13 protein-coding genes are annotated in these 13,612 nt (G+C 61.2%); 8 read left to right on the plus strand and 5 right to left on the minus strand.

The window, feature by feature from the left end:
- Positions 1–186: 186 nt before the first annotated feature.
- From dprA to FHT84_RS26240, 4 genes are read right to left on the minus strand one after another with little or no spacing between them, the layout of a single operon-like run.
- Positions 187–1,335 (minus strand): DNA-processing protein DprA, encoded by a 1,149-nt coding sequence (dprA, locus tag FHT84_RS26225; protein ID WP_113250579.1) that lies wholly within the window; start codon positions 1,333–1,335, stop codon positions 187–189.
- Positions 1,335–1,955 carry a glycerol-3-phosphate 1-O-acyltransferase PlsY gene (gene plsY / locus FHT84_RS26230; protein WP_169644910.1) on the minus strand — a complete coding sequence of 207 codons (621 nt, stop codon included), beginning with the start codon at positions 1,953–1,955 and terminating at the stop codon, positions 1,335–1,337. The genes dprA and plsY overlap by 1 nt, the downstream gene beginning before the upstream one ends.
- Positions 1,956–1,986: 31 nt before the next feature.
- Positions 1,987–3,276, minus strand: a complete 1,290-nt coding sequence (locus FHT84_RS26235) for a dihydroorotase (RefSeq protein WP_112344235.1) — start codon at positions 3,274–3,276, stop codon at positions 1,987–1,989.
- Complete coding sequence (locus FHT84_RS26240) at positions 3,273–4,229, minus strand: aspartate carbamoyltransferase catalytic subunit (protein WP_069614943.1); 957 nt, start codon at positions 4,227–4,229, stop codon at positions 3,273–3,275. The genes FHT84_RS26235 and FHT84_RS26240 overlap by 4 nt, the downstream gene beginning before the upstream one ends.
- A 184-nt stretch (positions 4,230–4,413) precedes the next feature.
- Here FHT84_RS26240 and FHT84_RS26245 point away from each other — a divergent pair, with 184 nt between their 5' ends.
- The 4 genes from FHT84_RS26245 (at position 4,414) to FHT84_RS26260 (ending at position 8,200) form a co-directional block, all read left to right on the plus strand.
- Entirely contained in the window at positions 4,414–6,072 is a 1,659-nt protein-coding gene (locus tag FHT84_RS26245; protein WP_113250751.1) for an acyl-CoA dehydrogenase family protein, read from the plus strand.
- Between the two features lie 3 nt (positions 6,073–6,075).
- Positions 6,076–6,693 (plus strand): GNAT family N-acetyltransferase, encoded by a 618-nt coding sequence (locus FHT84_RS26250; RefSeq protein WP_113250578.1) that lies wholly within the window; start codon positions 6,076–6,078, stop codon positions 6,691–6,693.
- Positions 6,694–6,797: 104 nt separating this feature from the next.
- Complete coding sequence (locus FHT84_RS26255; protein ID WP_113250577.1) at positions 6,798–7,454, plus strand: TetR/AcrR family transcriptional regulator; 657 nt, start codon at positions 6,798–6,800, stop codon at positions 7,452–7,454.
- 413 nt (positions 7,455–7,867) lie between these two features.
- Positions 7,868–8,200, plus strand: a complete 333-nt coding sequence (locus FHT84_RS26260; protein ID WP_113250576.1) for a DUF6105 family protein — start codon at positions 7,868–7,870, stop codon at positions 8,198–8,200.
- Here FHT84_RS26260 and ruvX read toward each other — a convergent pair.
- Complete coding sequence (ruvX, locus tag FHT84_RS26265) at positions 8,137–8,631, minus strand: Holliday junction resolvase RuvX (protein ID WP_113250575.1); 495 nt, start codon at positions 8,629–8,631, stop codon at positions 8,137–8,139. The two genes, FHT84_RS26260 and ruvX, sit on opposite strands and share 64 nt — an antisense overlap.
- A 117-nt stretch (positions 8,632–8,748) precedes the next feature.
- Here ruvX and FHT84_RS26270 point away from each other — a divergent pair, with 117 nt between their 5' ends.
- The 4 genes from FHT84_RS26270 to FHT84_RS26285 all read left to right on the plus strand — a co-directional run bounded on the left by FHT84_RS26270 (position 8,749) and on the right by FHT84_RS26285 (position 13,587).
- Positions 8,749–9,459, plus strand: a complete 711-nt coding sequence (locus FHT84_RS26270) for a metal-dependent hydrolase (RefSeq protein WP_113250574.1) — start codon at positions 8,749–8,751, stop codon at positions 9,457–9,459.
- An 86-nt stretch (positions 9,460–9,545) separates the two neighbouring features.
- Positions 9,546–9,833, plus strand: a complete 288-nt coding sequence (gene gatC, locus FHT84_RS26275) for an Asp-tRNA(Asn)/Glu-tRNA(Gln) amidotransferase subunit GatC (protein ID WP_037194314.1) — start codon at positions 9,546–9,548, stop codon at positions 9,831–9,833.
- Positions 9,834–9,891: 58 nt separating this feature from the next.
- Positions 9,892–11,373: an Asp-tRNA(Asn)/Glu-tRNA(Gln) amidotransferase subunit GatA gene (gatA, locus tag FHT84_RS26280; RefSeq protein ID WP_113250573.1), complete on the plus strand. Its 1,482-nt coding sequence runs from the start codon at positions 9,892–9,894 to the stop codon at positions 11,371–11,373.
- 216 nt (positions 11,374–11,589) lie between these two features.
- Positions 11,590–13,587 (plus strand): DUF4139 domain-containing protein, encoded by a 1,998-nt coding sequence (locus FHT84_RS26285; RefSeq protein WP_113250572.1) that lies wholly within the window; start codon positions 11,590–11,592, stop codon positions 13,585–13,587.
- Positions 13,588–13,612: the final 25 nt, after the last annotated feature.

Raw genomic sequence — 13,612 nt, forward strand, 5'->3', positions numbered from 1 at the left:
GGAAATCGTCGCGGTCAAGAGGCTACTGCATAATTCCTTAAATCGGAATCGATTGAAGGATAAAATTATACAGCACCTTTAACGTGTTACAGCGACCTTTGCGCGTCATATGTGACGCGCGGCGCTGTAATGCGATTTTTGAGCTTGGCGCGGCGATGCTTAGAATTGGTATGCGTGTCACAGTTTTCAATCCGGCATGGAGATCGACACCAATCCGCCGGGATGCCGATGCAGCCGGCCGGCCATGTCCAATTCGAGAAGGACGGAATGAACAGCCGCAATCGGCAGGCCGGTATGGCGGACGATATCGTCGATTTCGACCGGCGTCGGCCCGAGCGCCTCGACGATATGGTCGCGCTCGGCATCATCGGGCGGCGCAGAAAGCGGTTTGCTCCGTTCGACGGGCGCTTCGGCCGGGCGCGGGCGGAAGAGGTCCGGCTCGGCGAGCGGCCGCAACGCTTCGACGATATCGTCCGGTGTCGTGACGATCATCGCGCCGTCTTTCAGCAGGCCGTTCGTCCCTTCGCAGCGCGGATCGAGCGGCGAGCCGGGAACGGCGAAGACGAGCCGGCCGAATTCGCCGGCAAGACGGGCGGTGATCAGCGAGCCGGAACGGGTTGCCGCCTCGACGACCACGACACCGAGCGAGATACCGGCGATGAGGCGATTGCGGCGCGGAAAGTCGCGTGCCCGCGGCTCCCAGCCGAAGGGCATTTCGCTGACGGCGAGCCCATTGCCGTCCCATATCTCGTTCAGCAGGCCGATATTCTCGGGTGGATAGGGTTGGTCGAGCCCACCCGCCAAAGCCGCGATCGTGCCGGTCGTGAGGCTGGCGCGGTGGGCTGCGGTGTCGATACCGCGCGCCAGACCGGAGACCACGGCATAGCCGGCCTCGCCGCAGATGCGGGCGATCATGGCCGTGAATTTGGCGCCGCTGATCGAGGCATTTCGCGAGCCGACCATGCCGATTGCCGCGCGTGTCGCTGTCGGCACATTGCCTTTGACGGTAAGAAGCGGCGGCGCGCCGTCGATCTCACGAAGGGCAGGGGGATAGTCCGGCTCGCCGATACCGACGAAGCGCGCGCCAAAACGATGCGCCGCCTCGAGCTCCCTCAATGCGTCGCGCTCGTCGGCGATGCGAACGGCGCGCGTCGAGCCGCCGCGCTGCGAAAGCTCCGGTAGCATGGCAAGTGCCGCTTCGGCGGAACCATAATGATGGATGAGATCGCGAAAGGTCGATGGTCCGACATTGTCGGAGCGGATAAGCCTGAGCCAGGCGATCCTTTGTCTTTCGGTCAGCGCAACTCCGATCCGTCTTGCGCCGCCTGTGTCCATTACCCCTTCGCTCCGATCTTGCTTTCCGTCCCGGCGGTCAGCCTGATAATATTGGCCCTGTGCTTGTACCAGGAGATGATAGTCATCAGCGCCATGACGGCGGCGATCTTGTCGACACCCAATATCCACAATACAACCGGTATGACAAGGGTTGCAACCAGCGCGGAAAGCGAGGAGTAGCGTGTGGTGAAGGCGATGACCAGCCAGACGATGGCGAAAATCAGCGCCATCAGCGGCGCAAGACCAAGCAGGATACCGAGATAGGTCGCCACACCCTTGCCGCCCTTGAAGCCGATCCAGATCGGGAAGATGTGGCCGATGAAGGCGGCGAAGCCGGCCAGCGCGCCGGCATCGCCGCCGAAGAAATGCGCGGTGATCAGGACGGCGGCCGTACCCTTGAAGGCATCGAGCAGCAGGGTCGCGGCCGCAAGCCCCTTGTTGCCGGTGCGCAGCACGTTGGTCGCGCCGATATTGCCCGAGCCGATGTTGCGCACGTCGCCGAGGCCGGCCATGCGCGTCAGCAGCAGACCGAATGGGATCGAGCCGAGCAGGTAGCCGATGACGAGGCCGGCGAGCGCGGTCTGCGGGGTAAGCTGCCAAGTCCAGAAATCCGCCATCACGTCTTATTCTCCGTAAACCCTCGGGCTTGCCCTAGAGACTGTGAACCAGCTTGCCGGCAACATAGGTTGCAACAGCCCGGCCGCTCATCCTCGCATCTTCGAAGGGTGTATTCTTCGAGCGCGACAGAAGCATGTCTTTTGCGACAAGCCAAGGCTCGTCCAGATCGACAAGCGCAATATCGGCCTTCGCGCCCGGCTTCAGTGTGCCGGCGGGGAGCCCGAAGATCTGCGCCGGCCGCGTCGAGAGCGCATCGACGAGCCGCATCAGGCTGACCTGGCCGCTGTGATAGAGCCGGAGTGCTGCCGGAAGCAGCGTTTCCAGCCCAACTGCACCGTCTTCGGCCTCTCCGAACGGCAGGCGTTTCGTATCGACATCCTGCGGATCATGCGAGGAGACGATAATGTCGATCGTGCCGTCGGCCAGGGCTTCGATCATGCCTGTGCGATCGTCTTCGGAGCGCAGCGGCGGGTAGAGTTTGAAGAAGGTGCGGTATTCGCCGATATCGTTCTCATTCAGCGCGAGATTGTTGATGGAGATGCCGCAGGTGACCTTGGCGCCGCGCGAGCGGGCGAGGCGGATCGCCTCCGCCGATTCTGGCACGGAGATCATCGCTGCATGATAGTGGCTGCGTGTCAGCGTCGCGATGCGGAGGTCGCGCTCCAGCGGGATCAGTTCGGCTTCCTTCGGGATGCCCGAAAGGCCAAGCCAGCTTGCCAGAAGGCCTTCGTGCATGACGCCGTTGGCGCCGAGATACTTGTCGCGTGTTTCGCAGGAAATCACCGCGCCGAATTCGCGCGCATAGGTCATGATGCGACGCAGGACCTGGCTATCGTGGACGCCGGAATGGGCGTCGGTGAACACGACGGCTCCCGCTTCCCGCAACAGGCCGATTTCCGTCATCTCCTCGCCGGCAAGCCCCTTGGTGAGGGCGGCTGCCGGATAGACGTTGACGGCGGCTGTATCGCGCGCCGTCTTCCGGACGAATTCGACCAGGGCGATATCGTCGATGACCGGATCCGTATCCGGCATCATGATAAAGGAGGTCACACCGCCGGCGGCTGCCGCACGGCTGGCGGAGGCGATGGTTTCGCGATGTTCACCACCGGGCTCACCGACATGCACGCGCGCATCGACGAGGCCGGGAATGGCGACGAGACCATTGCAATCGCGAATGGTCGCGCCTTTGGGTATGCCGTGGTTTTTCGCATCCTTGCCGGAGGCAACGATCACGCCGTCTTCGACGACGATGGCGCCGACTTCATCGAGATCGCGTGAGGGGTCGATGATCCGGACGTTCTGGAGGACGATCGAGTTGCTCATGCGCCCACTCCCTCAGTGCGGGGACCCTGGTTCTGCGAAACGAGCAGGGTCTCCATCACGGCCATGCGCACGGCGACGCCCATCTCCACCTGTTCGGCAATGACGCTTTGCGGGCCATCGGCCACCTCCGAGGCGATTTCCACCCCGCGGTTCATCGGGCCTGGATGCATGACGAGCGCATCCTCCTTGGCGGCCTTGAGCGTCTCGGCGTCGAGGCCGTAGAAGTGATAATATTCGCGCACCGAAGGCACGAAGGCGCCGGACATGCGCTCGCGCTGCAGCCGCAGCATCATGACAACGTCGGCATCCTTCAGCCCTTCCTTCATCGAATGGAAGACCTCGACGCCCATGTCGGCGATGCCGGCCGGCAGCAGTGTGGCAGGCGCTACGACACGGACGCGCGCCCCCATGGCGTTCAGCAGCAGGATGTTCGAGCGGGCCACGCGCGAATGCAGCACGTCGCCGCAGATCGCCACGATGATGCGTGAAAGCTTGCCCTTGGCGCGGCGGATCGTCAGCGCGTCGAGAAGCGCCTGGGTCGGATGCTCGTGCTGGCCGTCGCCGGCATTGACGACCGAGCAGGAGACTTTCTGCGCCAGAAGTGCTGCGGCGCCCGCGCTCGAATGGCGGATGACGAGCACATCAGGCCGCATCGCATTCAGCGTCATCGCCGTATCGATCAGCGTCTCGCCTTTTTTGACCGAGGAATTGCCGACGGACATGTTCATCACATCGGCGCCGAGCCGTTTTCCGGCCAGTTCGAAGGAGGATTGCGTGCGCGTCGATGCTTCGAAGAAGAGATTGATCTGCGTCAACCCGCGAAGCGTCGACGTCTTTTTCTCGCGCTGGCGGCTGATCTTGACCGCCTCGTCGGCCTTGTCGAGAAGATAGGTGATATCCTGCTCGGTGAGGCCCTTGATGCCGATGAGGTGGCGGTGGGGAAAGAAGACCATGAACCTGCCCTCTGGATTTCGTCAGGCGGTCTATAAAGAGGGAGCGCCCACGGGGCAAGCGGCGGCATGCGCCGAGGCTACGTGTTCCCCATGCAATTTCGCCCGAATCCCGCTACAGGACCTATGCCGCTGGGAGACGTAACTTCCGGTTTCCCTTGCAACCTTCTTGCTCTACAAGCGATTCATGACCCAACCGACCCGGACTGACGACCCCTTTGCCGACCTGAACCAGCCGAGCCTCTGGACCGGTATCAATGCCTATCGTTCCGATCCGCTGATCGTCGATCTCACTTCCGGCCTGCCGCGTTCGATACGGGAAGAGCTGGAGCAGCACGGTCGTTTCGTCACCTCGCACGAAGCTCAGGAACTGGCGCGCATGGCAAACCAGGGCGTGCCGCAGCTGCGCACCCACGGCCCGCGCGGCGAGCGTCTGGATGTCGTGGAATTCCATCCGGCCTGGCATGCGCTGATGCGCCGCTCCATGGCGATGGGCCTGCATTCCTCGATCTGGGATGCGCAAGCCGATCCGGAGGCGAAGGGTCACTCGCACAAGGTGCGCGCCGCTCGCTTCTATCTGACGGCTCAGCTCGAATGCGGCCATCTGTGCCCCCTCACGATGACCAGCGCCTCGGTCGCCGCCATGATGGCTTCCCCGGCGGTGCAGAAGGATTGGGCACCGAAGATCCTGTCGCGCAAATACGATTCGTCCAACAAGCCGGCCATGCAGAAGAGTGCCGTCACCATCGGCATGGGCATGACGGAAAAGCAGGGCGGCACGGATGTGCGCGCCAACAAGACGAGTGCTGATAAGGTCAGCGAAGGCATCTACAGGCTTTCGGGCCACAAGTGGTTCATGTCGGCGCCGATGAGCGATGCCTTCATCATGCTGGCGCAGACCAAGGATGGCATGGGCTGCTTCCTCGTGCCGCGGCTTCTGGAGGATGGCTCGGCCAACGGCCTGCACTTCCAGCGGCTGAAGGACAAGCTCGGCAATCGCTCGAATGCCTCGTCCGAAGTCGAGTTCACGGATACGTTCGGCTTCCTGCTCGGTGCACCCGATGCCGGCATCCGCACGATCCTCGACATGGTGACGCTGACGCGGCTCGATTGCGCGCTGGCATCTGCCGGCATCATGCGCGCGTCGCTGGCTGAAGCCGTGCATCATGCGCGCGGCCGCAGCGTCTTCGGCAAGATGCTGGTCAATCAACCGATCATGACGCGCGTGCTTGCCGATATGGCCCTTGATGTTGCCGCCGCGACCGCACTCGCCTTCCGCCTGGCCGAGGCCTTCGACAAGGCAAGTGGCAGCTCGGAGGATGCGGCCTATGCCCGGGTCATGACACCGGTTGCCAAATACTGGTGCTGCAAGATCGCGCCGGCGCTGATCTATGAAGCCATGGAGTGTATCGGCGGCAGCGGTTACATCGAAGAGCGTCCGATCGCCCGCCATTACCGTGAAGCCCCCGTCAACGCGATCTGGGAAGGCTCCGGCAATGTCATGGCACTTGATGTGCTGCGCGTGTTGAACCGGGGCAGGGACCTGTTCGAAACAGTCTTTGCCGGTCTCGCCCGCGATCTCGGCCCTGCCGGCAAGAAGACCATCGATGTCCTGCGTGCCGCCATGGCGCTTTGCGAGCAGGATGAGGGCGCCGCCCGCCTGCTGGTGGAACAGCTGGCGCTCGCAGCCGGTGCCGCCGAGCTTTATCGCCTCGGAGCCGGCAAGATCGCCGATGCCTTCATCGAAACCCGTCTCGCCGGCGGCTGGCGCGCCACCTACGGCATGCTCGATTCCCGCTTCGACGCCAGCTACATCGTCGATCTGCTGTATCCGCCGGCGACATAAGCAATGGCTTCCATTCGAACCGTTCGCCCCGAGGATATTGATCAGCTCTATGTCATCTCGCTTGCAACAGGCGATGCCGGCAAGGATGCGGCTCCGCTGCATCGGGACGGCCGGCTGATCGGCCACATCTATTCCGCGCCCTACGCCGCGCTTCATCCCGAACTGGTTTTCGTCGCCGAGGACGACGAGGGTGTCTTCGGCTACATTGCAGGCGTCTTTGATACCGTGGCGTTCGAGGAGCGGCTGGAGCGCGAATGGTGGCCGCATTTGCGGCAGAGCTATGCCGATCCGCAAGGTGATCCGGCGCTCTGGGATGCGGATCAGGAGCGCATATCGGCCATACATCATCCCAAGCAGGCGCCTACGATCCTTGTCGGGAGATTCCCTGCGCATATTCATATGAATCTGTTGCCGCGTGCCCAGGGTAGGGGCATCGGCACTGCACTGCTCAATCGTTGGATCGCGGATGCCCGTGCCGGCGGCGTCAAAGGCATCCATCTGGGCGCCAACAGCGGCAATTATGGCGGCGTCCGCTTCTGGTCATCGCGCGGCTTCGTTCCCGTGGAGCTCCCGCCGGGTCTGGCGTCCGAGACCACGATATGGTTTGGTCAATATCTCTAATCTGTGGATTCGCGCGTTTTGGCGGACGCGAGCCATCTCGGCTTTGTTGTTCGAGGCGACTTGGCTTGCTATTCACCGCTCGGTGACAGATTGGAGTCGAGTCGATGTCCACAGCAAACGCTGCCGTTAAAATTCCCCTGGAAGTGCCTGTCGTGGAAAAGCGTGTGCGCAATCGCGCCGCAACCGAACAGGCAATCCTCGATGCCGCAAAGCGGTTGCTGGCGGAGGAGGGGTTCCAGAATTTCGGCATCAATGCGGTGGCCCGCGGCGCCGGCTGCGATAAGCAGCTGATCTACCGCTATTACGGCGGCTTGAATGGCCTTGTGGAAGCTATAGGTACGGATCTCGGTAGCTGGGTGACGGATCGCATCCCCGACGATACCGGCGGCATGTTCCTTCTGACCTATGGCGATCTGATGGAGCGGCTTTCATTGCTATTTCTCGATGCGTTGCGCGCGGATCCTCTGATGCGCCGCATAGTCGCCTGGGAAGTCTCCGAAAACAGCGAGCAGGTGCGCCGGCTGTCCGAGGCGCGCTCCAAAGCGCTCGCCGGCTGGATCGAGCGCATGCGTGGCTCGCTCGTGCCGCCCAAGGGCGTCGATGCCCAGGCGGTCAACGCCATGATCTTTGCCGCCATCCAGCACATCGTCCTGGCGTCAGCTGTCAGCGATCAATGCGCGGGGCTCGCGTTGAAGAACGGCAAGGATTGGGAGAAGGCGGCAACGGCCCTGAAGCGGCTCGTGCGCGGCGTTTATGGCTGATATCGGGGCCTGGAGCATGATGCCGAAAAGTGTAAGGGGATTTCGGACGACATCATGTTCTACTTCTTTGATTCTAGAGCGGATTCAGATTTTAGGTCGAACAGACCTAAAATCATCCGACTCTAGGTAGGGGATATCCACAGGCCTGCTCCGCCATTAACCTTAACAATTGGTTTACATTGCGCCACGGCTGTTAACTCGTCACTGTTGGGAGACGAAGAGTTAACCATCAAGCGTGCAGCCATGGGGTTGAGACCCGCAAAATTAGTGTTTCTTGTCGCGGCAATGATGTTCTTCGCCGTGCTTGCACTAGATATAACGCTGCCCGCGATGGTGTTGAGCGCCATGGCGTTGTCGAACTGGCTCGTCCTTTCGGCTGGCACGACGCAATTTCAGCGTCGAAGGGGTACCGCATGAAGTGGTTGTTGATTTGCTGGGCTGGGCCGGTCTCGTTTCTCGGGGCATGGTATTATCTGTCGTACTACGACATGAGCTTTGGCATCTTCATGCTGACGCGGCAGATGCATGACCTGGTCTTCGATATCTACGGCAAGATCCTCGGCATTCCGCCGGAAACCATTCCGCCGCTGGTCGCGCGCGCGATCGCTTTCGACAGTCTCCTGGTCTTTGCGATCTTTGGCTTTCGTCGCCGCGCCGCTGTTATCGCGTGGTGGAAGCGCCGTCAGCCGTCGAAATCGGGCAAGCTTGCCCTTCCGAGCGCCGACAGCCTGTCCAAGGCTCCCTGAAGAATGAAGCTTGCCGCTGCCGAGTCGATGCGCTCGGCGCGCTTGGCACGCGAGACGTCCATTTCCAGAAGCGCCCGCTCGGCGGCAACGGTCGAAAGCCGCTCGTCCCAGAAGACGAAGGGCAGGGCGGTCTTTTCCGACATGCTGCGCACGAAGGCACGCGTTGCCTGCACGCGCGGTCCGGCAGAGCCATCCATGTTCATCGGAAGCCCTATGACGAAGGCCGCGACCTTTTCCTTCTCGGCGAAGGCGAGCAATGTTTCGGCATCCTGGGTGAACTTCACGCGCTTGATGACTGGGCGAGGCGTTGCAAAGCGTCGCCCGAGATCCGACATCGCAAGTCCGATCGTCTTGGTACCGAGATCGAGGCCGGCAATCGGCTGGCCGGGCAGGAGCGTCGCGGCTAGATCTTCGATGGTCAGCGTCGTCATCAGGGTCGTGCTCCTGTCAAAACAAATTGAAGTCCTAACCGCTTTTCTTTGTTGCGGTTTGAGATATTTCCTAGACACCAGCCTTACATTTCAAATCAAGTCATAAGGAGAAATCCAATGAAGATCACCTGGCTCGGCCACTCCGCTTTTCGCATTGAAACGGCGACGGCAAAAATACTGATCGATCCATTTCTGTCTTACAATTCTTCTTTTGCGGCCGCCGGTCTCAACATCAAGGACGTTGCCCAGGGCGTGACCCATATCCTGCTGACGCATGGCCATGGCGACCATGTGGGTGACACGGTTCAGATCGCCAAGGACACGGGCGCGGTCGTTCTCGCCAATGCCGACCTCGCTTCCTGGCTTGGCACCAAGGGCGTCGAGAAGCTGGAAATGGGCAATACCGGCGGCACGATCGGCCTTGGCGGCTTCTCGGCCACTTTCACCAATGCGCTGCATTCCTCCGCGCAGATCACCGAGGATGGCGTTTCCCACGCGCTCGGCAATGCGAACGGCCTGATGCTGCATTTCGACGACGAGCCGACGCTGTTCCATATGGGGGATACGGACATCTTCTCGGATATGGCGCTGATCAATGAACTGCATCTGCCCGATATCGGCATCCTGCCGATCGGCGACCGCTTCACCATGGGCGGTGCTGTGGCGGCACTCGCCTGCCAGCGCTTCTTCAACTTCAAGACCGCCATTCCCTGCCACTACGGCACGTTCCCGATCATCGACCAGACGCCGGAAAAGTTCATCGCCGGCATGGAAGGCTCGAAGACGGCGGTTGCCGCGCCGAAGGTAGGCGAGAGCGTTTCTGCCTGACGATACCCGTTGCGTATGGCGGGCATGGCCTTTATAGCGTGAAGCAAATTCACTTTAGTGGATAAGTCACCTATCCGGAGAATGCCATGTCCGTCGATCTCGCCACCGTCAAACGCGTCGCTCATCTTGCCCGCATCGCCGTCAACGAAGACGAAGCGCAGCGGATGATGGGCGAGCTGAACGGCATTCTGGGCTTCGTCGAGCAGCTCTCCGAAGTGAATGTCGATGGTGTCGAAGCCATGACCTCGGTAACCCCGATGGCGATGAAGAAGCGAGCCGACGAAGTAACGGACGGCAACAAAGCTGCCGACATCGTCGCCAATGCGCCGAATACCGATCAGAATTTCTTCCTGGTGCCCAAAGTCGTCGAATAACGGTTCCTTCGAGCCTTTTCCGACCCGTTGCCCAATTCCAGATCTGAAGCGAAACAAAATGAGCGAACTGACCAGCCTGACCATTGCCGAAGCCCGCGACAAGCTGCGCGCCAAGGAGATTACCGCCACCGAACTGACCGAGGCCTATATCTCGGCGATCGAGGCTGCCAATGCTCAGCTCAATGCATATGTGAAGGTGACGCCGCAAAAGGCGCTGGCAATGGCCAAGGTGTCGGATGCTCGCCTTGCGGAAGGCAAAGCTGGTCCGCTGGAAGGCATTCCGCTTGGGATCAAGGACCTGTTCGGCACGGAAGGCATTCATACGCAGGCTTGCAGCCACATCCTGGATGGTTTCGAGCCGCACTACGAATCGACCGTCACGCAGAACCTCTGGAATGACGGCGCCGTCATGCTGGGTAAGCTCAACATGGATGAGTTCGCCATGGGCTCCTCCAACGAGAGCTCCTATTACGGCCCGGTGATCAACCCATGGCGTGCCAAGGGTTCGAACCAGCAGCTGGTTCCGGGCGGCTCGTCCGGCGGGTCGGCCGCTGCGGTTGCCGCCCATCTCTGCGCCGGCGCGACGGCCACGGACACCGGCGGCTCCATCCGCCAGCCCGCAGCCTTCACCGGCACCGTCGGCATCAAGCCGACCTATGGCCGCTGCTCGCGCTGGGGTATCGTCGCCTTCGCCTCGTCGCTCGACCAGGCCGGCCCGATTGCCCGCGACGTGCGCGATGCCGCCATCCTTCTGAAGTCGATGGCAAGTGTCGATGCCAAGGATACGACCTCGGTCGACCTGCCCGTGCCGGATTACGAAGCCTCGCTCGGCCAGTCGCTGAAGGGTATGAAGATCGGCATCCCGAACGAATATCGCGTCGACGGCATGCCGGGAGAGATCGAGACGCTCTGGCAGCAGGGTATTGCCTGGCTGAAGGATGCTGGCGCCGAGATCGTCAATATCTCGCTGCCGCATACGAAATACGCACTGCCGGCCTATTACATCGTTGCGCCCGCCGAGGCCTCCTCGAACCTCGCCCGCTACGACGGCGTTCGCTACGGCCTGCGCGTCGATGGCAAGGATATCGTCGACATGTACGAGAAGACCCGCGCTGCCGGCTTCGGCCAGGAAGTGAAGCGCCGCATCATGATCGGTACCTATGTTCTCTCGGCCGGCTATTACGACGCCTATTACCTGCGTGCCCAGAAGGTTCGCACGCTGATCAAGCGCGACTTCGAACTGGCCTTCAACGCCGGCGTCGACGCCATCCTGACGCCAGCGACCCCATCCTCGGCCTTTGGCATCGCCGACGAGGACCTCGCGTCCGATCCAGTGAAGATGTACCTCAACGACATCTTCACGGTGACGGTCAACATGGCGGGCCTGCCAGGCATCGCCGTTCCCGCCGGCCTCGACCCGAAGGGCCTGCCGCTCGGCCTGCAGCTCATCGGCAAGCCGTTCGAAGAAGAAACCCTCTTCAAGACCGCCCACGTCATCGAACAGGCCGCCGGCAAGTTCACGCCGGCGAAGTGGTGGTAAGCACTGCAATGAGACGAGTGGCTTGATGACCAATCTCGTCAAGCTTCGCGACGTCTGGCGCTACTTATCATAAGGGCCGCCCGGAAATCCGGGCGGCCCTTTTTGCACATGCCAATATTCCGCCTGAACGCCATCACATTTTGGACCGAAATACGATCATAAATTGCAGAGAGCCGCGTGGTCTCGTCCTCTGCAACCGAATCGGAAGGTCTCTTCATGCTCAAGCAAGTCACGGCGATCCTGCTCCTCGGCGCGTCATGTCCGGCGATATCGCTGGCGGCCGACAATGGGGCCATTCGATCCATCACCCTGTCCTCGGGCGGCTTGGCTCAGGTTTCCCGATCGGCTGATGTCGATGGCGACGGCGTGATCCGGATCGAGGTGCCGCTCGATCAGGTCGATGACATCCTGAAGAGCCTTGTGGTCAACGGGTTTGCAGGTTCGGTGGCCGGCATCTCGCTGGCGGGGCCACAGCCGTTGCAGGAAACGTTCAAGGGCCTGCCGTTCAGTCTGGAAGCGCTCTCATCCGTGCCGTCGCTTCTGACATCGCTGCAGGGCGCCAAAGTATCGGTCACCAGCGGCGGCAAGACTGTCGAAGGAAACATTCTGGGAATCGAGACGAGGAAGGCCGACGAGAAGGCCCCGACTTACCTGCTGACTGTTATCGACCAGGATGGAGCGGTGGAGACGTTGACACTTGGTGAAGATGCCTCCGTCCGGTTTGAAGATCCCGACCTGAGAGCGAAGATCGCGAAAGCCGCGACAACCATCGCTCGCGGCAAGAACGACCGCACGCGCTCCGTCGATATCAAGGTGAACGGTGTGAAGGACAGCGGTGCCGTCGGCCTGACCTATGTCGTGCCGTCGCCGATCTGGAAAACGGCTTATAAAGTCGTCATCGATGGAAATAACAAGGCGCACTTGCAGGCATGGACAGTGCTGGAAAATGCCAGCGGCGAGGATTGGAAGGGCATCAAGCTGACACTGACTTCGGCCGAGCCGGTAACGCTGAAGCAGGGCCTGCACCAGCTCTATTGGAGAGAGCGGCAGGAAGTGCCCGTTCATACCGCGTCGAACAATGTTCCTGATGCAGATAGCGGGGACCTGTCCAATCGGCAGCGTCTGTCGGCAAATGTCGAGGAACGAGCCGTACCTGCGCCTGCAAAAGCGATGATGGGCGGCGTCAGCAGAAAGGCGTACGCGGCTGACGAGCTGGAAAGTCCGGCCGCGCCCATGCAGATTGCCGCGACCAATCCCACCGCCGCGACCGAAAGCGATATCTCGGCCACTTTCGAGCTTCCGGGGATCTATGATCTGGCCAATGGTGATACCTTGTCGGTGCCGATCATGGATGCGGAGGTGGAGGCCGACATGGTGGATATGTATCGGGCTGGCAGCGTCCTTCGCAATCCCATTGCCGCCGTAATGCTCAAGAACACCATCGGGGTCAGCATGCCATCGGGGATTCTGACGCTCTACGACAGCAAGACCGGCTATATCGGCGATTCCCAGCTATCGGCGCTGCCGAAGGATGACACGCGCCTCGCCAGCTTTGCGACCGACCGAAAGGTATCGATCAGTGAACAGCAGACACCGACGGAGGAGATCGCCTCGCTGAAAGTTTCCGATGGGGTGATGAATGCTACCGTCAAATATCGCCAGACGACGACATACACCGTGTCAGGCGCGCTCGATGGGGAAAGAACCGTCATCATCGAGCACCCGATCAGGGATGGCTGGTCGTTCTCATCGGCCGAAGGCTTCGGCAAGACGGCAACGCACCAGCGGCTGAAGGCGATCGTGCCGGCGGGCGCGGAAAAAGTGTTGACGGCTGTCGACGAACAGCTTCAGAGCAACAGCTACGCCCTGGTCGATACCGATCCGGACATGCTGCTCGGCTGGTCGGCCTCGACCCATGACAAGGAACTGACGGACAAGCTTACAAATCTCGCCGATGCACGCAAAAGGCAGGTCGCGATCCAGAACGAACTGGCGAGCCTCGATAGCGAAATCGAGAAAACCGTCAATGAGCAGGAGCGGATAAGGCGCAATCTCGGCGCCGTGCCTGACAACGGCGATTTGAAGAAGCGCTATTTGAAGGCTCTGGCTGACAGCGAGGATCAAATCGCCTCGATGAATGAAAGGCGCGATGCGGTGCAGCAGGAAAGCGATCGTCGGGGCGACCACGTGAGTGACATCATCAGGACGTTCTGATCGCCGCGCCTCACATCGATCGGCG

It is taken from the genome of Rhizobium sp. BK289 (assembly GCF_014193575.1).
GTDB lineage: Bacteria > Pseudomonadota > Alphaproteobacteria > Rhizobiales > Rhizobiaceae > Rhizobium > Rhizobium tropici_C.